Below are 18,366 nucleotides of genomic sequence, written 5' to 3' on the forward strand. Positions count from 1 at the left end.
ACATGAGTATGAAAACACTTAGAAATTTTACTTTGATCTTCACCCTCTTGTTTGTGGTAACAAGTTGCGATAAAGATTTTGAGGATATCAATACCAATCCTAATGTTCCTACTTCGGTTACACCAGATTTACTATTGTCGGGTGTTATCCGAAACACGCTCAACAACCAAATAGGCGAAGCCTGGGGTATCGGCAATATTGTTGTGCAACACACGGCCAAAATTCAGTTTGTGAATGAAGATCGGTATTTATGGAATGAACAGAACGGGTTGTGGAATACCGTGTTTGGTAATATGCGCAACCTTCAGGCGGTTATAGATTTTGCCGAGCGTGCAGAGCCTGTACAAAACAATTATTTGGGTGTAGCCCTCATTTTAAAATCATGGATGTTTTCGTTGGCTACCGATGCGTATGGAGATATTCCTTACTCAGAAGCTACCAAAGCCAAACAGGGGATTTACCAACCTAAGTACGATACGCAGGAATTAATTTATGACGGGATACTGGCCGACTTAAAACGCGCCAACGAAATTTTAGGAACAAGTTCAGAAGCGTTAGCGGGCGACTTGTTGTACGGTGGGGGCGCTGCTTCCATAATCAAGTGGCGCAAATTGGCAAACTCATTACGCTTGCGTTACCTCATGCGTATTTCAGACCGGAAAAATGTAAATGCCGAAATGCAGGCGATAATTAACGACCCGACTGGTAATCCGGTTTTTCAAAGCAATGCCGACAATGCCGCATTGAAATATCTTGCTTCGGCACCTAATCAGTGGCCGTTGTATACTACACGTGTTGGTTCATTTGATGAGTTCAGGTTAAGCAAAACTTTGGGCGATTACTTAACGTCTATCCAGGATCCACGCCTGGCTGTTTTCGCACGCCCAACTGAAAAATCGGTAGCTGATGGAATGCCTAAAATTGAAGGCATCCCTAACGGACTTGAAGATACTGAGGCGCTTAGCTATAACGGAGGCCCGCAAAATGTTTCACGCGTAGGGTTAACCTTTGCGTGTTTAGTTTGTAACGATAGTGGTCCGGCTCCTGCACCTGATGCCGCACGCAGCACCATAATGAGTTATGCCGAGCTTCAGTTTATCCTTGCGGAGGCACGGGAGAAAGGTATGATCACTACCGGTAATGCCGAAACCTATTACCTGAATGGCATCAATGCAAATTTTGATTTTTACGAAAGCATTGTACCGGTATCGTACAATATTGATTTGACTTTGCCGGCAGGTTATCTCACACAACCAGAAGTTGCTTATACTGGTTCAACTACCGATAAGCTTAGAAAAATCGGCACTCAAAAATGGATTGCCCTATTCTTTAACGGACTTGAGGCTTGGTTTGATTGGAGACGCACCAATATTCCGGCCTTGGTTCCTGCGCAGGATAACTTAAATGATGACAAAATTCCGGTACGGTATATCTATCCTACTATTGAGCAATCTTTAAATGGTACCAACCGAAACGAAGCCGTAGGCCGTCAAGGATCAGATGACCTCAATACCCGCGTGTGGTGGGATGTTAACTGAGCCATAGCTAACTTTACAAAGGGCGCAATTGCGCCCTTTGTATTTATTTCTTCTAAATAAATCTATGAAAAAAATCTATACACTTATTCTTCTGTTGACAGTAGCGAATATCGTTACGGCACAGAAATTAAAAACCGAAAATATTTTTATCATCACGCTTGACGGTCTCCGTTGGCAGGAACTTTTTACCGGGGCTGATTCCCTGCTGATCACAAACAAGCAGTATGTGGGCGACCCGCTTGATTTGAAACGGAGGTTTTGGGAGGAGACACCCGAAGCGAGAAGAAAAACATTAATGCCATTTTTCTGGAGTGAAATTGCCGGCAAAGGTCAGCTTTACGGTAATCGAAATCTTAACAGTAAAGTGGACTGCTCAAATTATATGTGGTTTTCTTACCCTGGGTATAGTGAAATACTTTGTGGCTTTGCCGATGATGACCGAATCAATAGTAACAATAAAATAGATAACCCCAATGTAACGGTACTCGAATACCTTAACCGCATGCCTGCTTACAAAGGTAAAGTGGCTGCCTTTTGTTCATGGGATGTTTTCCCCTTTATTATTAACCGGCAACGTAGCGGTATTCCGGTAAATGCAGGGTTTGAAATGGCATCAGGTGCTTCATTAACAGAACGGGAGAAATTTTTAAATGAATTTCAATCGCAAATCCCCAGTCCGTGGGGAGGCGTTCGGTTGGATGGGTTTACACACCATTATGCATTAGAATACATAAAGAAGAATAAACCTAAAGTGGTTTATATCGCCTATGGTGAAACCGATGATTTTGCCCATGATGGAAAGTATGATGCGTATTTAAAATCGGCCCATCAAACCGATAAGTTTATTGAAAACTTGTGGAAGTATGTGCAGGCAACCCCGGAATACAAGGACAAAACAACCTTTATTATTACCACCGATCATGGAAGGGGAACAGAACCAATCGATACCTGGCGGAGCCACGGAACCAAAATAGATGGTGCGGGGCATATCTGGTTTGCAGTTATCGGTCCTGACACACCTACCTTGGGTGAAGTGAAAGAAAGCAAACAATATTACCAGAATCAGGTAGCTAAAACAGCGGCTGCTTTTCTGGGTATAGAATACACCAATGAAAAACCGGTTGGCGAAGTGGTCAAGTCAATGATCAAAATGAAATGAGGTTTTGGATCTTAGGTTTGTTTTTATATTCTATTGCAGGTTGCAAAAAGGAAGACAAGCCTTTATCAACCTATAAGGCGTTTGTTGAAATTGATTCAGCATCAACATCTCCGTTGCTTAGTAAACTATATGAAAAGTATAAGCCACTGAAGCACCCTGAAATTCCACTTACAGAAAAATGGATGGAAGGTTGGATGTTTATGGTGGGCAGTCCAGATGAAAGGCTGCAAGCAGAAGTAAAACCTGTTTCAGGTGATCGGGTTGACCTGCCGCACCGCATCAACAAACCAGACTGTACCATCTGGTACAAGAAAGAGATTTCGATTTCGGCAGATGGTTTTCTTTTCATACAGGCAGATGATGGCGCGCAGCTTTTTGTAAACGGAGACAGGGTTAAGCGTTTTACAGCGAATTATTTTCCGGTTACGAAGAGCGATACGGAAGTAATTGTGCGTGTGTTGAATAATGCCATGAGCGGAGGTTTAAGAGCCGTTGCTTTTATTTCAAAGAAAGAATTTTTAAAACACAGCCAAACCTTAGGTGCATTTCTTCAGTTGAAACAGGCTGTTGAAAAAGTTCTATTGTTGCAGAATCCGGAAATGAATTTAATTGAAATGGCCATTCAGGCGATAGCTGATCCGGAAGGTGAAAACCGTGACAGGCTAATGGCAATGGTTAGTGACTATCCGTTTATAACGGGTCCATGGATACAGCGAAATGATCAAAATGACTTTACTATTAAAGCCTGGATTGAGAGTAGTACATCCGTTCAATTACGCTACGGGTTTTCACCTGAACGATTGGACAAGTACCTTGTTGAAACCTGCAGCCGTTGCACATTTACCCTGAATGATCTTCCTGATAGCGTAACTGTATTTTATGAGCTTAGTGCTGGCAAAACGATTTCGCCTCGGTACAGTTTTTCAACAAATGAACCAAGGTCTTTCTCCTTTAACATCTGGGCCGACAGCCAGTCGGGATGGAAGGATTTTGCCACCCATATTTCAAACACATTAACCTATTCGGATGCCTTCGGTATTGGCATTGGTGATTTGGTGGGCAATGGATCGAATGAAGAAGAATGGATAATGTTCTTCAACCTGCTGGGTGCATCTGCAGCCGGCAGACCCTACTACTTAATAGCCGGTAATCATGATTATGATGGGTATTATGATGACCTGGTACCGATGCACTACAACCAGCTTATTAAAAATAGACCAACCTATCGAGCCTGGACATTTGGTAATGGTGCTTTTATAGCCCTCGATCCGAATGAACGTTTCCCGATTGGTATCCCCGAAGATTCTGAGCAGTCCCGTTGGTTTTATGATCAACTACAATCCGATCAATGGAAATCAGCCACATGGCGGTTTGTGTTAATCCATCAGCCACCCTACTCACAAGGATGGCCCAGCTACGAAGGTGAAAAGGTTATTAGGGATTTATTGGAACCGGTTATTGAAACGGCACAAATCGATTTTGTGGTTTCAGGGCACACGCACGATTATGAACGGCTAACAAAGAAATACGGAAATCAAAAAACTACTTTCCTGATTGTCGGTGGTGCAGGTGGTTCGTTGGAGCCCGTAGAATCTTCTTTGCACCCCAAAATGGATACCGTAATCAAGCAACATCACATGGGAAGATTTTTTATTGACGGAACCAAACTCCGTTTTGAAGTCAGGGGACTGGAGAATCAGATGCTCGATTTTTTTGAACAAGTGAAATAGATCATACAGCCACATAGTCGGCCAGGTATTCATAGTTTTCTGTCAGGTGCCCGCTTTTGGCAATGGTGGCACGTTTAATAACCCCTTCGCGATCACTTTCAAAAAGTAATGGCAATATTTTATCAATAAGGTCTTTACCAAATTCTTCTGAAGCACTTCGGGGCAATTCACACGGCAGGTTGTCAACCGCCATTACGGTAATATGCTTTTCCTCGCTCAAGGCTGGTTGTTCAATGCCTGAATGCGGATCGAAGTCATATAAAGGATCAGGAATTGTGCTTACCCTTATCGTGCTGGGAATAGAGCCACCCAAATCGCATGTGATGTCGGCAATGATTTTTATTTTGAACTCCGGTGAACACATTTCCTCACGGGTAAAAAGCACAGGTGCTTTCGGGTTCCAAAACGCACCGGCCATTAAAAAATCAGCCACTTTGGTGAAGGAAAGAAATGTTGAATCGTAGCGCTCCGGATGCTGGTGAAATTCATCGCGGTTGAAATGCCCGCCTTCGCGCCTGATGTGATAGTCGGCACTGCCCAGTTGTACATAAACCGGTTCATCAAAAGTTTTTGCCAGAAAATCGTAAGCCCCAACTTTACGAATACCGGCTGAGTCAAGCGTTTCCATAGCGCCTTTGCCCACGCGACCGGCACCGGTAAGAATGATCTTAACCGGGGGAAGTTTTACCTTCCGTAACTCCAGTTTTAAATCGTTAACATCAAAACATTCGAATGCTCTCCGTAAAGAATATCCGCCATATCGCTTGCCATAAGTCCATAATCCGTTGTAAGCGCCTACAATTCCGGCATATCGGCCAAAGGCTACCAGCCTGTTTCCCAAACGGTCTTTCAGGGTTTCATAGTCAATCAACCTGATTTTTCTTTTCAGGATTTCCTGGAGCATTCTTTTATTATAAGGCTGCTTCTTAATAGTATGCGAGAAGAAGAAATAGGTTTTGTGTGCCACAAGTTGATCGACAGGCACCTCCTTAATGCCCATCAGTATATCACAATCGCTTACATCGGGTGTTATTTCAATACCCAATTCCCGGTATTCCTCATCGTTAAAGGCGCGTACATCGCTGGCTTGACATACAACTTTAACGTTAGGAAACCGCTGCTCAATTTCTTCGGTTTGCAAGGGAGTAAATGGGACGCGTTTATCGGGCGGAACTTTGCCTTCGCGGATGATGCCGAGTTTGATAGACTTCATAAAAGATTGACCTTGTTCAAAGGTAATGAGCTTTTTGCTGTAATTTTCGGATATGGAGAAATACAGTTTATTGATTTTAAGTTGGGTTGTGTACTTCGTGCTTCATAGTGTGTTGGCAGCAGATAGAGTGAAGTCATATTTCAGTCAAAGCTTAGGTAAAGGATACCGGTACTACAGGTTACTGTACGTGGGACTGGAATCGGATGCGCAGGAGCAATTCAAAGCCGATGGCATTTTGAAGTATGTTCGCCACCCGATTTATTCGGCTACCGTTTTAATAGTCATTGCGTTTTGGTTATTTATACCCAATGTGACCACATTGGTATCGGCTTGTTGTATTTTTAGTTATCTGGCGATAGGAATTCCGTTGGAGGAACGGAAGCTGATTAAAAAATATGGAGAAGCCTATCGCGAATATAAGGATAGGGTGCCTTCGATTATGCCGAAGATAAAGCCCTGAAAACCTCCACGGTCTTTAAGTCCTTGGAGGTTTGTAGGGATTTTATTTTTTCGTTTTCTTCTTTGCTTTTCCCTTTTTCAGCTCCTCGTAATCGTCCCGTTCGGCAAGCTTTTTATCGTCAACATTCTTGTCCAGAAAGGCATTGATCTTTTCTATGTCCATATTGGATTTCAGTTCACCAAACTGGTTGATAGATACCTCAAAACCATCCAGGTCTTTGTGTACGCGCGGCTTTTTGGCTGCTGGTTTTTTTTCAGGTTTTGATTTTTTGGTCATGATCAGCTGACTTTTTGTTTCAGATTTTGTAATGCAAACGTTAAGCGACCCACGACTTCATCTTTGCCGATGATTTCCATGATCATCATCAGGTCAGGTCCCCCACCCAATCCACTCATCGCAACACGCAATGCCTGAAGGATTTTGCCCGTTCCAATCTGCAGCGAGGCGGTAACCTGTTCCAATGTTTCTTTGGCTATTGTTGCATCGAATGCATTTAATTTTTCAACGGCATCGCGGTAAGCGGTTATTACCTTAACCGCATCGTCATTCCATTTCTTGGTCACAACACTTTCATCAAACGATTCAGGCGCCCTGAAAAAGAATTTACCGTGTTCCCATAGCTCTTGTGGAAAGGTGATCCGCTCCTTCATCAGGGCACAGATGTTTTCTGCCTTCTCCTGTGTACAGGAAATATTTTCGAGTTTTAATTGTTCCAGTAAAAAAGCTGCAAGTTCCTGATCGGTTTTGGCCCGCAAGTATTGCTGATTGAACCACTGTGCTTTTTGAATGTCAAACTTTGCCCCGGCCTTGCCAATCCGTTCAACGCTAAATGCCTGTATCAATTCATGCATTGAAAAAATCTCTTGCTCAGTTCCGGGGTTCCATCCCAAAAACGCGAGGAAATTGATCAAGGCTTCAGGCAAGTATCCTGACTCTTTGTATCCGGTTGATTGTTCACCTGTGCTGGGGTCAGTCCAGTTAAGCGGAAAAATAGGAAAACCCATGCGGTCGGCATCGCGCTTACTGAGTTTGCCGTTGCCATCCGGTTTTAACAACAAGGGTAGGTGAGCAAACCGTGGCATATCCTTTTCCCACCCAAATGCCTTGTACAACAAAACATGAAGCGGGGCTGATGGCAGCCACTCTTCACCACGGATGACATGCGAAATCTTCATCAGGTAATCGTCAACCACGTTGGCAAGGTGATAGGTGGGCATCCCGTCTGATTTCATCAGCACTTTATCATCCAACTGCGTTGTGTTCACCGTTACTTCACCGCGTATCAAATCATTCAACACCACGGTTTGGTTTTCAGGAATCTTAAACCGGATGACATAGTTCACCCCGGAATCAAGTAATTTCCTTGTGTCTTCTGAACTAAGTGTAAGGGAATTGCGCATGGCTGAACGCGTTGCGCTGCTGTACTGCTGCTGGTCGGAGCCGGCTGCTTTTTGGCGCTCACGCAAGGCTTCAATTTCCTGCTCGGTATCAAAAGCATAGTAAGCATGCCCGCTGCTTAAAAGCTGTTGTGCATATTGCTGGTAAAGGTGCTTGCGCTCTGATTGGCGATAGGGGGCATAAGGGCCACCTTCCCGAACGCCTTCATCGATTTTTATGCCAGCCCAGTCTAGCGATTCCATAATATATTCTTCCGCTCCGGGCACGTACCGGTTCTGGTCGGTATCTTCAATGCGAAGAATCATGGTGCCGCCCTGCTGACGGGCAAGTAAAAAATTATACAAGGCCGTTCGGACCCCGCCTATATGTAACGCCCCCGTAGGACTCGGGGCAAACCGCACACGAACATCTTTCATGAAGCAAAGTTAATCGATCTGTTATAATTCTCTGTAAAGGGTCTTACCTTTGCACCTTTTATACGCAACTGCCATGGCCGAAGAAAAGAGCTTGAACTTTCTGGAAGAGATTGTTGAAAACGATTTGCGGGAAGGGAAACACCAAACCATCCTTACCCGTTTTCCGCCCGAACCAAACGGCTATCTGCACATTGGTCATGCCAAAAGCATTTGCCTCAATTTTGGTTTAGCACTTAAATATGGTGGAAAGACCAACCTGCGCTTTGATGACACCAATCCGGTAACTGAAGAAACCGAGTATGTTGAGAGTATAAAAAATGACATTCAATGGCTTGGGTTCCAGTGGGCCAATGAGTTTTATGCTTCCGATTATTTTGAACAGTTATATGAGTTTGCAGTGAAACTCATTAAGAAAGGGTTGGCTTATGTAGACGATAGCAGCAGTGAAGCTATAGCACAGCAGAAGGGAACGCCTACGCAGCCAGGAACCAATAGTCCGTTTAGAAATCGAAGTGTAGAAGAAAACCTGCGGCTTTTTGCCGATATGCGTGCCGGTAAGTATAGCGATGGTACAAAAGTATTGCGTGCCAAGGTAGAACTGCCTAACGGGCAGTCAGGCATGGCGCACCCGAACATGCACATGCGCGATCCGATTATCTATCGCATCAAGCACGCACACCATCACCGCACGGGCGATGCGTGGTGTATTTACCCGATGTATGATTTTGCACACGGACAAAGCGATTCGATTGAGAAGATTACGCACAGCATTTGCACGCTGGAGTTTGTACCACACCGTGCGCTGTACGATTGGTTTATTGAAAACCTGGAGATTTATCCGTCCCGTCAGTATGAGTTTGCGCGATTAAACCTTACGTACACCGTAATGAGCAAGCGCAAATTGTTACAGTTGGTAAATGAAAATCACGTGAGCGGATGGGATGATCCGCGCATGCCTACACTAAGTGGTGTGCGCAGAAGAGGCTATACACCGGAAAGCCTTCGCGACTTTTGTGATCGTATTGGTGTTGCCAAACGCGACAACCTGATTGATGTGGGCTTGCTGGAATTCTGCGTACGCGAACACCTTAACAAAGTCGCACTGCGGAGAATGGTGGTGTTTGATCCAATAAAAGTGGTGATCACCAATTATCCGGAAGGAAAAACCGAAATAGTTTCCAGCGAGAATAATCCGGAAGATGAAGCAACAGGAACACGTGAAATTCCATTCAGTCGTGAAGTGTATATTGAGCAGGAAGATTTTATGGAGAATCCTCCAAAGAAATATTTCCGCTTAGCGCCCGGGCAAATGGTGCGATTAAAAAGTGCTTACATTATTAAATGCGAATCGGTTGTGAAAGATGCTAACGGTCATGTAACTGAACTACATTGCACCTACATTCCCGAAAGCCGTAGCGGTTCGGATACCTCCGGTATTAACGTGAAGGGCACGTTGCACTGGGTGAGTGTTGCACATGCCGTAAAAGCAGAAGTTCGTTTATACGATCGTCTTTTTAAAGTAGAAGATGTTGCTGACGCAGAAGGCGATTTTAAAGATCACCTCAATCCTGATTCATTAAAAATTCAAACTGTGTTTGCTGAACCTGATTTGTTAAAAGCGAAAGCAGATACGCGTTATCAGTTTATGCGTAAAGGTTACTTTGTTCTTGATCCCGACACCACTACTGATAAGCTTGTATTTAACAGGACGGTTACGCTTAGGGATATGTGGTCTAAAAGTAGCAAGACATAAGACATAAGTAGTAAGAAGTAAAAACTAGCCTTAAGTCCTCAACATCTTACTACTTACGTCTTGCTACTTGCTTTTATTTCACCGCGATACACGAAATCTCCACATTAACATCTTTAGGCAACCGGCTAACCTCCACAGTTTCGCGCGCGGGAGGATTCACTGAAAAATACTTACCGTAGATTTCATTCACCACCGGAAAATTATTCATGTCTTTTAAAAAGATGGAACACTTCACCACATTCGAAAAATTCATTCCTGCTTCGTGTAGTACAAATTCCAGATTTTTCATCACTTGGGTTGTTTCATCCGGGATGTTGCCGGTGATCAGGTTGCCGGAGGCTTTGTCTATTGCGATCTGACCGCTTACGAAAAGCATATTTCCGGCTTGTATAGCCTGGCTGTACGGCCCGATGGGCTCCGGTGCATGTGCTGAATAAATAACTGTTTTTGACATACCAATGTGTTTTAATCTTAATTTAGCAACGCCTCAAAAGTATAAGAAACATGAACATTTTGGTGATCGGTGACCCGTTAAATCTCGAAGAATGCAAGCAGAAATTTGGAGATCAGCATGCGTATACCTTTGAGCAGGATCACCGCGAGGCAGAACGATTTGTAGCCGGCAGCGACCTGGTGTTTGATTTTATATTGGATGAGGAGCCCTTTCAGGCCGAGATCTATGCCGATAAGCAAGGTGCTAATGTATTTATTAACACCGCCAAATTATCGTTAGCCGAATTGTCTAGTCTCACGGATCATAAGATCACAGCAAATCTTTTTGGTTTTAACGGACTCCCCACTTTTGTTAATCGTTCGGTATTGGAAGTAAGCGTGCTGCGGCCGGTGGATGGTGCGCCTTTAAAATCCCTTTGTACTAAACTGGGAACGGATTTTTTACTGGTGGAAGACCGTGTTGGACTGGTTACGCCTCGTGTCATCTGCATGATTATCAATGAAGCCTTCTACACCGTTCTGGAAGGCACGGCCACCCGTGAAGACATAGATCAGGCCATGAAGCTGGGCACCAACTACCCACACGGCCCGTTTGAATGGTGCAGCCTCATCGGCATTAAGCATGTGTATGAGTTGCTGGAAGCCGTGTATGAAGACACGCACGATGAACGCTACAAAGTGTGCCCATTATTGAAGCGGGAGTATTTAATGGGGTAGCTGGCCTACTTCAGAACTTTATCAATGCGGGCAATAACCTTCTTAGCCACACCAGGTGCTTCTGATTTCAGGGAAGCAGCCGTAATCCCATCAATCCCGGTAAATTTTTCTGAGCCCGTTTCCGAGGCAACCACTACAATTACTTTTTCTGGTGGGTTGGCGGCCTTGATCAGGGTGGTAAGGGCCGAAGACGCGGTGGCTCCCTCCCAGGCTTGCAACACAACAATAACTCCCCACTCCTCTTCCTTCACATTTTTCATGGTATTGAAGCTAATAACCTGTGTTCCTATCGACTTTGTTTTGTAATGCTCTGTAACAAGCCTGGAAACTTCTTCCTGGAATTCCGTGCGCTGTGACACAATAAGAATACGTGCTTTGCCTTGGTGCTCAATCACAGAGAGGCTCATTAGCAACATCATGACTGCCAAAAGAACCGTACTGAAGAAAAATAGTGTTTTCATGATCTTAATATTATGATCGATAATATACTTACCGAAACAGTCACTAGGCAATGATATTTATCATGCAGGCGCTTGAGTTCTTACTGGTCCTAATTTAATTGTACCACCCCTGTAATACCCCACGACTATATGATGCGCGAGTATACTGTTAAGGAAGAGGGCTTTGTGTTTATGTATATAAGCAACGAAAACCCTACCTTAGTTGAGGTATATTTTGATGACGTAGTAATGACCCACACCAAAGGTAATAGTGTACAATACAACGAGTACTACCCGTTCGGTTTGCAAACCGCCAACAGCTGGACACGCGAGAATGCGATAGGCAATAACTTTCTTGGTAACGGAGGCACGGAGTACAATACAACTGCTTCGCTTTACGATTTAGCCTACCGCCAATACGACCCGGTATTGGGCCGCATGAATGGCGTTGATCCGATGGCCACCAAGTATGCTTCGCTTACACCCTACAATTATTCGTTTAACGACCCTGTAACGTTTAACGACCCCAGCGGTGCCGACCCATGGAACCAGGGGCCGTACGGTGGTAGTGAGGCTTATTATTACGCCATGAATTTTGGAAGCATAAGCCCGGGTATGGTTCCTTTGGAAATAATGGACCCGGCAGGAGGATCATGGATTTGGAACCCGGCCACAGCGGGAGGGTATAGTGTAGCCGGTGCCGGACTAAACCCCCATTTCTCTGCTATAAGTCATATGGCTTCCACATGGGCGCCAAATATTAGGGGGCCGGTATACTTGGGATCAGGTCCTGACGGCCGATCAATTCACGCACTGCCTACAGAGATTGCGAGAGCTGGTGGCGCCCAATCATATTACAATATTTCCTATAATCTGCGACTATCTGCACTGGCCTATATTGCAACGCACCAAAATGGATGGAGCGTACACAAGGTTGAAAATGGATTCATAACTCAGTCGTTAAGCTTGGATCTTGTTCAAATCATTGCGCATACCGATTTTTTAAAAGCCATTGAATTAACACCCGATAAAATTGAAAAGTATCAACTGATGATCAATACAATAGAAGACGAGGTATTAAAAAGTGGCTCCAGTCCTATTGAGATTATTCATCAAATTGTAAATATGTTCAATGCTGAATTTGGTAATGTCTATATAAAAGGCGAGACTATTTCACAGTTTGGTTTGAATGACTATGGTATTAACAGTATTGTAAAAATGGGCGATAAGATAGTTATTGGGATAAATGGGAAGTCACAGATAATTAAATTTAATGAAGGAAGCCTAACAATCACGAGGGATAACCAGAGTAGTATAGATATTCGTAACAGATCAATTGACCTTAACTTTAATTTTGGGATGAGAGGAGTAATATCCTCTCCGGAGTGGGGTCATTATCAAATAATAGGGATTGGTTTCAGTTTAACAGATTACTACTTTAAATTAAGGCCATAGTGATTTCCATTTATTTTAAAATAGCCTTTCTATCTATTGTTTATTTCTTAAACACGCCCAGTGGCTACGCTCAAAAACAGAAACAAAAAGTTGCTAAAGTTCAAATTCAAGAATCGGCAAAACTTACCAGGCTTAAAACTGAGTCATCACAATCAGAATATGCACACTATAATCCAGAGAATAACAAGCTATTGTATTACGGCTTACTTGCTGACAATGATAACCGGGTTATTGGTAGTGTCATAGCTGTGCGAAACCTGAATGATTCAACCGAACAAATACTTGACAGAAACGTTGGTTATCCACACTTAGGGTGGGTTGATACATCCCATGTTTTGATTTACCGTACATTTCCTGAACGAAGCAGGCCAAAGAATTTTTTCAGCCAGGATTATAAAAGGGCGGTTTATATCTATGATCTAAATACTGGTATGGCTGATACAATAGATAATCTTCCGTTAAGAATAATAAATAATAGAATCAAGGTGGATTTCCCATATCTAGTTTACCAAACCGGAACGGTTAAGAACCCAAGGTTATACAAGTATGATTTAAGAAACCGTCAAACGGTAGCCCTGTTAAGGGATAGCGCACAATTTGGCTTTGACGATATGCAGTTTGCTTTTCGTGTCAGCGATGATAGATTAATATATTGTGAGTCCCAGAAACTTTATATCAACCTAATGAAATGTATTTCAAGTGGATTGGAAACTACACTTTTCGATGCTATACAAGGATCGGTAGATATAACATTTGATAAGTTTGCCAACAGGTTTTACTTCCTTCACTATAAATCATTGCCCCCCGGCCCTGACGAAATAGTAGGTTCCGGTTATCAAGAATTAAAAAGCTATAATTTTGATACCAAAGAGGTAAAGCTTCATTATGTTTTTAAGAAGCATTCGATGATAACTGGTATTAGTCCCTATGAGAAGAATACAGTAATTGTATCATTATCAACTTTAACCGATAAACCAACCACACAAAGCATGTCCGTTGGTGAAGTACCGATGCGTGTAAGTACAGCCTATGAAAGTCATATATACATACTAAAGTTTGACGATTAGATTATTATCCCGAAGAACAAAACACTAAACCCACAATGAAATGCTTAAACTGTACCATCATTACCCTAGGCATTACACCCCCTCAACGTCACTCGTAGAGGACGTTGAGTAAGATAAAAACAAACATAAAGTACAAGTTTGTTTGATATCTATTTTGATGATGTGGTTATGACTTACCCCTGAAAACAAAAAAACCCAATGAAATGCCTTAACTGTACCTTCATTACCATAGCCATACTAACGGTTGCCGGTTTGTTGCCAGCACAGCATAACCTTTACGGCAGCTTCGGCTATGGCCTCTCAGGCGGCAACGATTTGGTGCAGGTAAAACGCAGTGATTTCGATTACATAGTGGAAGGTACCTACGGCAGTTTTGGCAAAGGTTTTCGGTTGTCGACCGGGTATGGTTACTCTATAACCAACAACATAGAAGTTGTACTGGATTACACAAAAGTTTGGGGCAGTAAGTTTACCCTGGACAGGTCAACACAGAATAGAACTGATGAGCAGGATACCTATTCGCACTATTGGCAGCTCGGTCTTTTTTTGGTGTTCTTCGCCAACAAAACTGCGCCAGTTGAGTTAGCACCAGGAAAATTAAGCTTTAACCTAACCTGTTTTTGAAGTCAGTAACCCGCTTCTTCATGTTGTTAAAAAACCTGTTGCGTTCGCGTTCAGCAGAGGTGCTGATGAGTACGGAATTTTTTGTGAGCTTACTCAGGTATTTCTTCGTTTTATCACAAAACGATTCCTGAAACGTTGTTAGCAGGCTTAGTGTATTATAGTTGCAACCCGCTCCGTAGACAAATCCGGCAAAAATGGCCTTTTTTAAAGTTTCACTTTAGGACAACTATTCCTATCTTTGCCTCGTGGATAAAAAGAAGAAACAGAGGACAATTATTTTCTATAAGACCTACTTTGACGACTTCTTCAAAGGACAAAAGCAAAAGGTTAAGGATAAAATCATTTGGACTTTTGATTTGATTGAAGAATTGCAAAGAGTACCTGAGACGTATCTCAAGCACATTGAGAATACAGACGGACTATTTGAAATAAGAGTTCAATTAGCGAGCGACATCTTTAGAATATTCTGTTTCTTCGACCAAGGACAATTGGTTGTTTTAGCCAATGGATTTCAAAAGAAAACGCAGAAGACACCGAAAAAGGAAATTTAGAAAGCACTTAAAATAAAGGATGAGTATGAAAACGAAAAAAGGTAACATTATGACGCTTGACCAATTTAAGGACAAGCATTATGGAAAAAAGGGAACTGCCAAGCGGGACAAACTTGAAGCAGGTTATGAGAGTTTTAAAATTGGAGCTCTTCTTTATGAGGCTCGTCTTGAAAAAGGATTGACACAAGAGGAACTTGCAGAAAAAGTGGGGACAACGAAATCATATATTTCAAAGATTGAGAATAACATCAAAGAAGCAAGACTTTCGACACTTCAAAAGATAATTGAACTTGGACTTGGTGGACATTTGGAACTCTCAATTAAACTTTGACCTACTGACAAATGAGATAAGAAAGGTGGCCAACCGGCAAGGGAAGCCATTGACCCTAATGCCCAGCAGGTAGGTACCACCCCTGTAATACCCCACGACTATATGATGCGCGAGTATACTGTTAAGGAAGAGGGCTTTGTGTTTATGTATATAAGCAACGAAAACCCTACCTTAGTTGAGGTATATTTTGATGACGTAGTAATGACCCACACCAAAGGTAATAGTGTACAATACAACGAGTACTACCCGTTCGGTTTGCAAACCGCCAACAGCTGGACACGCGAGAATGCGATAGGTAATAACTTTCTGGGTAACGGAGGCACGGAGTACAATACAACTGCTTCGCTTTACGATTTAGCCTACCGCCAGTACGATCCGGTATTGGGCCGCATGAATGGCGTTGATCCGATGGCCACCAAGTATGCTTCGCTTACACCCTACAATTATTCGTTTAACGACCCGGTAACGTTTAACGACCCCAGTGGTGCCGACCCATGGAACAAGGGGCCGTACGGTGGTAGTGAGGCTTATTATTACGCCATGAATTTTGGAAGCATAAGCCCGGGTATGGTTCCTTTGGAAATAATGGACCCGGCAGGAGGATCATGGATTTGGAACCCGGCCACTGCGGGAGGGTAAGGGGTGCAGGTTGGCAGCTATTTGAATTCAATGAATGCATCGTCATCAGGTGCAAGTAAAACTGGCAGTATTTTCTCATTCTTAGCGGCTGCATGGGATAGTCCACACGGAGGCCATTGGTTGAATGGAAGAGGATTTTTATTTTCAAGCCAGACCCAGACACTTGCTTATGGAATGGCCTACAACAGAAGGCATAGCTCATGGGCACATACTGAATATGGAAGTGAAGAAGCTACCGAATTTGCATTTCAATGGGCAAATGCCCTTGAAACAAACGGTAGATTATTGGCTCAATACAAGAAGAGAAATTCTAAGTCTAAAACTCATCGCATCACTTAATGGAAGTTTTGGTGATCCACCCGGGATTTTAGATATTTTAAAAAGAGGGCATCTTCTAGCATTAAGGATAGCATTACATCTACCAGATGCAATCGCTTTTTCTGGTAATGTTAATATGATCGGACTATTTGGTTTTGATCTGAATATTCCTGGAACATCGGGACTTATGATGCTTTTGGGAATAGAAGCGGGAATGATGATAGAGATTGGTGAAGAATATGGTAAAGCATTTGGCTGGGATGCTAGCGCAGGACTCAGCATAACGGAGCTATATTTTCTGGCAAAGACTGATGTTCAAGTTAGAATAACAGATTTTGAGGGAAGGAGATATTCATCAAGTATTGGTTGGGGTGGGTATCCATATCTACCTTTCCTTGATCTGTCTCGAGGTGTTACTTGGGGCGAATCAAGAGATGCTGGTATTACTAGAGGGTGGTCAATTGGAATAAATTTCTTTTTTGGGGCTGGAGATCCCGGCCCTTCCTTTAATTTAAATTATGGTGATACAAAATTCAAAAGAAGATAGATGAAGGTTTTTTTTGAATGGCATAACGAATACTACTTTAGAGTAATTCTGGCAATTATAGGGGTAGTTATTTTTGTCGGTGTTATTATGAGGGATATCATCAATGACATGTTCTTTAGTGACCCATTACCCTATTCAGAAGTTGTCACCATTGATGATGAGTTTTCTGGAAAAATTAAAGAGGTAATCATATACAAGACGATGGCTCGGGTTGAACTTGTTAATGGCAAAATTTGGAGAACAAAGTTTGCTAGAAATGTCTCCTATAATCCCCAACTCATTGAATTGTTTTTACAAAAGGGAGACCAGATTATTAAGATAGCAAATAATGATACAATTCAGATATTACGAAGTGATAGTGTGTATTACTTTGTTTTTGGTAAAACTGTCAATCTGCGTCAAAAACCACTCCATCTTCGATAAAGGCATTGATGAGTTACTGCAAAAATAAACATCGCGACCCGGCCACAGCGGGAGGGTATAGTGTAGCCGGTGCCGGACTAAACCCTCATTTCTCTGCGATAAGTCACATGGCCTCCACGTGGGCGCTAAATATTAGGGGGCCGGTGTATTTAGGACAGGGCCCTGACGGCCGATCAATTCATGCACTGCCTACAGAGATTGCGAGTGCTGGCGGGCGTGAAGCGTATTTTAATACTTTCTATAACCTCCGCCTTTGTGCAATTGCTTATAATTCTACTCCTGCAAACGGGTTGAGTATGAACAGAGTTGTAAATGGCGTTATAACTGAGTCGCTCCGCTTGGATCTTTTTGAGATTATTGAACATACCGATTTATTCTACCGCATCTCAAAATCGCTTCGAGGAAATGCACAAGTGCTTTATAACCTGTTTGCCCCCAATTACAAAAGCCCCTACACGGACAGACTGAATATGCGGATTGGATTAGAATATAAAATCCCAAGGAAAAAGCCTGTCGAAAAATAGAGGAGGTATTTGATCAATAGACTATTGTAATAGATAAAAATGCTACTGACAGAGTTTGTCCGTTACCATCCATTATTTTGGTAGTTGAATTTAGTTTTGAAAAATTAATCACATCGCTTATGGAGACCCTCAACAATCTACAAAAACCTGAATACTTAAGGGCGCTACACAACTATTTTCATAAAACGAAGGGATACATTAATCCAAGCATTGCTTCAAAGGTTGAACCGGAAATAGCCCTGGTAAATAACTATGAGCAAATGAATAAAGTCATTTTTTTAAATAGAAGGGGTATTCTGATCAGAAGAATTTTAAACTTCGCAGGTCACGTTTCAGGTGTTATTGTTTATTCGTTTTTGTTGATATACTCAATAAATCAAATTTTAGACCTTGCAGTTAACTACTCAATAATGAATATTTCATTATTGGTATTACTGATAATGGGCTGGAAAGCAAGATTCAGGTTATCCGAAAGGGAAGGGTTTACAAACACTTAGCAATTATGCTCATTATACATTAAACGCAATTGATAAAAACCGGGCTTTGTTAGCCCAGATCATCGGGATTAAAAGAGCAGGAACAAGGAATAAAAGTTTCTGATGGATGCAAC

General features: G+C 42.6%; 21 protein-coding genes. 16 read left to right on the forward strand and 5 right to left on the reverse strand.

What is annotated here, in order from left to right; genetic code table 11:
- Nucleotides 1–8: 8 nt before the first annotated feature.
- The 3 genes from KIT51_02255 to KIT51_02265 all read left to right on the forward strand — a co-directional run bounded on the left by KIT51_02255 (nt 9) and on the right by KIT51_02265 (nt 4,427).
- Entirely contained in the window at nt 9–1,538 is a 1,530-nt protein-coding gene (locus tag KIT51_02255) for a SusD/RagB family nutrient-binding outer membrane lipoprotein (GenBank protein ID UYN88474.1), read from the forward strand.
- A gap of 64 nt (nt 1,539–1,602) precedes the next feature.
- On the forward strand, nt 1,603–2,697 hold the full coding sequence (locus KIT51_02260) for a sulfatase-like hydrolase/transferase (protein UYN87121.1): 1,095 nt from the start codon (nt 1,603–1,605) through the stop codon (nt 2,695–2,697).
- On the forward strand, nt 2,694–4,427 hold the full coding sequence (locus KIT51_02265; protein ID UYN87122.1) for a metallophosphoesterase: 1,734 nt from the start codon (nt 2,694–2,696) through the stop codon (nt 4,425–4,427). The genes KIT51_02260 and KIT51_02265 overlap by 4 nt, the downstream gene beginning before the upstream one ends.
- A 1-nt stretch (nt 4,428) precedes the next feature.
- Here the strand turns inward: KIT51_02265 and KIT51_02270 are convergent, their stop codons facing one another.
- On the reverse strand, nt 4,429–5,640 hold the full coding sequence (locus tag KIT51_02270) for an alanine dehydrogenase (GenBank protein ID UYN87123.1): 1,212 nt from the start codon (nt 5,638–5,640) through the stop codon (nt 4,429–4,431).
- Between the two features lie 52 nt (nt 5,641–5,692).
- On the opposite strand from KIT51_02270, the gene KIT51_02275 reads away from it, so the two are divergent.
- On the forward strand, nt 5,693–6,100 hold the full coding sequence (locus tag KIT51_02275; protein UYN87124.1) for an isoprenylcysteine carboxylmethyltransferase family protein: 408 nt from the start codon (nt 5,693–5,695) through the stop codon (nt 6,098–6,100).
- Nucleotides 6,101–6,142: 42 nt separating this feature from the next.
- On the opposite strand, the gene KIT51_02280 is transcribed toward KIT51_02275, so the two are convergent.
- Together KIT51_02280 and KIT51_02285 are read right to left on the reverse strand one after the other, a co-directional pair.
- Nucleotides 6,143–6,376, reverse strand: coding sequence for a hypothetical protein (locus tag KIT51_02280; protein UYN87125.1), 234 nt, complete (start codon nt 6,374–6,376; stop codon nt 6,143–6,145).
- A gap of 2 nt (nt 6,377–6,378) precedes the next feature.
- Nucleotides 6,379–7,914: a glutamate--tRNA ligase gene (locus KIT51_02285; GenBank protein UYN87126.1), complete on the reverse strand. Its 1,536-nt coding sequence runs from the start codon at nt 7,912–7,914 to the stop codon at nt 6,379–6,381.
- A 73-nt stretch (nt 7,915–7,987) separates the two neighbouring features.
- Between KIT51_02285 and KIT51_02290 the strand changes: the two genes are divergently transcribed.
- A complete protein-coding gene (locus KIT51_02290) occupies nt 7,988–9,667 on the forward strand; it encodes a glutamine--tRNA ligase/YqeY domain fusion protein (GenBank protein ID UYN87127.1) in 1,680 nt (559 codons plus the stop codon).
- A gap of 73 nt (nt 9,668–9,740) precedes the next feature.
- On the opposite strand, the gene KIT51_02295 is transcribed toward KIT51_02290, so the two are convergent.
- A complete protein-coding gene (locus KIT51_02295) occupies nt 9,741–10,121 on the reverse strand; it encodes a RidA family protein (protein UYN87128.1) in 381 nt (126 codons plus the stop codon).
- A 50-nt stretch (nt 10,122–10,171) separates the two neighbouring features.
- Between KIT51_02295 and KIT51_02300 the strand changes: the two genes are divergently transcribed.
- Nucleotides 10,172–10,837: a 3-hydroxyacyl-CoA dehydrogenase gene (locus KIT51_02300; protein UYN87129.1), complete on the forward strand. Its 666-nt coding sequence runs from the start codon at nt 10,172–10,174 to the stop codon at nt 10,835–10,837.
- A gap of 5 nt (nt 10,838–10,842) precedes the next feature.
- On the opposite strand, the gene KIT51_02305 is transcribed toward KIT51_02300, so the two are convergent.
- Entirely contained in the window at nt 10,843–11,298 is a 456-nt protein-coding gene (locus KIT51_02305; protein ID UYN87130.1) for a hypothetical protein, read from the reverse strand.
- A 129-nt stretch (nt 11,299–11,427) separates the two neighbouring features.
- On the opposite strand from KIT51_02305, the gene KIT51_02310 reads away from it, so the two are divergent.
- The 10 genes from KIT51_02310 (at nt 11,428) to KIT51_02355 (ending at nt 18,253) form a co-directional block, all read left to right on the forward strand.
- On the forward strand, nt 11,428–12,732 hold the full coding sequence (locus tag KIT51_02310) for a hypothetical protein (GenBank protein UYN87131.1): 1,305 nt from the start codon (nt 11,428–11,430) through the stop codon (nt 12,730–12,732).
- Entirely contained in the window at nt 12,732–13,799 is a 1,068-nt protein-coding gene (locus KIT51_02315) for a hypothetical protein (protein ID UYN87132.1), read from the forward strand. The genes KIT51_02310 and KIT51_02315 overlap by 1 nt, the downstream gene beginning before the upstream one ends.
- A gap of 198 nt (nt 13,800–13,997) precedes the next feature.
- The gene (locus tag KIT51_02320; protein UYN87133.1) at nt 13,998–14,423 is read left to right on the forward strand and encodes a hypothetical protein; all 426 of its coding nucleotides are present in this window, start codon (nt 13,998–14,000) and stop codon (nt 14,421–14,423) included.
- A 245-nt stretch (nt 14,424–14,668) separates the two neighbouring features.
- Entirely contained in the window at nt 14,669–14,974 is a 306-nt protein-coding gene (locus tag KIT51_02325; GenBank protein UYN87134.1) for a type II toxin-antitoxin system RelE/ParE family toxin, read from the forward strand.
- A gap of 25 nt (nt 14,975–14,999) precedes the next feature.
- On the forward strand, nt 15,000–15,305 hold the full coding sequence (locus tag KIT51_02330; GenBank protein ID UYN87135.1) for a helix-turn-helix transcriptional regulator: 306 nt from the start codon (nt 15,000–15,002) through the stop codon (nt 15,303–15,305).
- A gap of 102 nt (nt 15,306–15,407) precedes the next feature.
- Nucleotides 15,408–15,944, forward strand: a complete 537-nt coding sequence (locus tag KIT51_02335; protein UYN87136.1) for a hypothetical protein — start codon at nt 15,408–15,410, stop codon at nt 15,942–15,944.
- Nucleotides 15,945–16,113: 169 nt separating this feature from the next.
- Nucleotides 16,114–16,809 carry a hypothetical protein gene (locus KIT51_02340; GenBank protein ID UYN87137.1) on the forward strand — a complete coding sequence of 232 codons (696 nt, stop codon included), beginning with the start codon at nt 16,114–16,116 and terminating at the stop codon, nt 16,807–16,809.
- On the forward strand, nt 16,810–17,232 hold the full coding sequence (locus tag KIT51_02345; GenBank protein UYN87138.1) for a hypothetical protein: 423 nt from the start codon (nt 16,810–16,812) through the stop codon (nt 17,230–17,232).
- An 8-nt stretch (nt 17,233–17,240) separates the two neighbouring features.
- Nucleotides 17,241–17,756, forward strand: coding sequence for a hypothetical protein (locus tag KIT51_02350; GenBank protein UYN87139.1), 516 nt, complete (start codon nt 17,241–17,243; stop codon nt 17,754–17,756).
- A gap of 119 nt (nt 17,757–17,875) precedes the next feature.
- Nucleotides 17,876–18,253 (forward strand): hypothetical protein, encoded by a 378-nt coding sequence (locus tag KIT51_02355; protein UYN87140.1) that lies wholly within the window; start codon nt 17,876–17,878, stop codon nt 18,251–18,253.
- The last annotated feature ends 113 nt before the right edge of the window (nt 18,254–18,366 follow it).

This window comes from Cyclobacteriaceae bacterium (genome assembly GCA_025808415.1).
GTDB lineage: Bacteria > Bacteroidota > Bacteroidia > Cytophagales > Cyclobacteriaceae > UBA2336.

Coding starts and splice junctions, on each gene's coding strand:
- KIT51_02255 (UYN88474.1), top strand. CDS start 9: ATGAAAACACTTAGAAATTTTACTTTGATCTTCACCCTCTTGTTTGTG.
- KIT51_02260 (UYN87121.1), top strand. CDS start 1,603: ATGAAAAAAATCTATACACTTATTCTTCTGTTGACAGTAGCGAATATC.
- KIT51_02265 (UYN87122.1), top strand. CDS start 2,694: ATGAGGTTTTGGATCTTAGGTTTGTTTTTATATTCTATTGCAGGTTGC.
- KIT51_02270 (UYN87123.1), bottom strand. CDS start 5,640: ATGAAGTCTATCAAACTCGGCATCATCCGCGAAGGCAAAGTTCCGCCC.
- KIT51_02275 (UYN87124.1), top strand. CDS start 5,693: ATGGAGAAATACAGTTTATTGATTTTAAGTTGGGTTGTGTACTTCGTG.
- KIT51_02280 (UYN87125.1), bottom strand. CDS start 6,376: ATGACCAAAAAATCAAAACCTGAAAAAAAACCAGCAGCCAAAAAGCCG.
- KIT51_02285 (UYN87126.1), bottom strand. CDS start 7,914: ATGAAAGATGTTCGTGTGCGGTTTGCCCCGAGTCCTACGGGGGCGTTA.
- KIT51_02290 (UYN87127.1), top strand. CDS start 7,988: ATGGCCGAAGAAAAGAGCTTGAACTTTCTGGAAGAGATTGTTGAAAAC.
- KIT51_02295 (UYN87128.1), bottom strand. CDS start 10,121: ATGTCAAAAACAGTTATTTATTCAGCACATGCACCGGAGCCCATCGGG.
- KIT51_02300 (UYN87129.1), top strand. CDS start 10,172: ATGAACATTTTGGTGATCGGTGACCCGTTAAATCTCGAAGAATGCAAG.
- KIT51_02305 (UYN87130.1), bottom strand. CDS start 11,298: ATGAAAACACTATTTTTCTTCAGTACGGTTCTTTTGGCAGTCATGATG.
- KIT51_02310 (UYN87131.1), top strand. CDS start 11,428: ATGATGCGCGAGTATACTGTTAAGGAAGAGGGCTTTGTGTTTATGTAT.
- KIT51_02320 (UYN87133.1), top strand. CDS start 13,998: ATGAAATGCCTTAACTGTACCTTCATTACCATAGCCATACTAACGGTT.
- KIT51_02330 (UYN87135.1), top strand. CDS start 15,000: ATGAAAACGAAAAAAGGTAACATTATGACGCTTGACCAATTTAAGGAC.
- KIT51_02335 (UYN87136.1), top strand. CDS start 15,408: ATGATGCGCGAGTATACTGTTAAGGAAGAGGGCTTTGTGTTTATGTAT.
- KIT51_02340 (UYN87137.1), top strand. CDS start 16,114: ATGGAATGGCCTACAACAGAAGGCATAGCTCATGGGCACATACTGAAT.
- KIT51_02345 (UYN87138.1), top strand. CDS start 16,810: ATGAAGGTTTTTTTTGAATGGCATAACGAATACTACTTTAGAGTAATT.
- KIT51_02350 (UYN87139.1), top strand. CDS start 17,241: ATGAGTTACTGCAAAAATAAACATCGCGACCCGGCCACAGCGGGAGGG.
- KIT51_02355 (UYN87140.1), top strand. CDS start 17,876: ATGGAGACCCTCAACAATCTACAAAAACCTGAATACTTAAGGGCGCTA.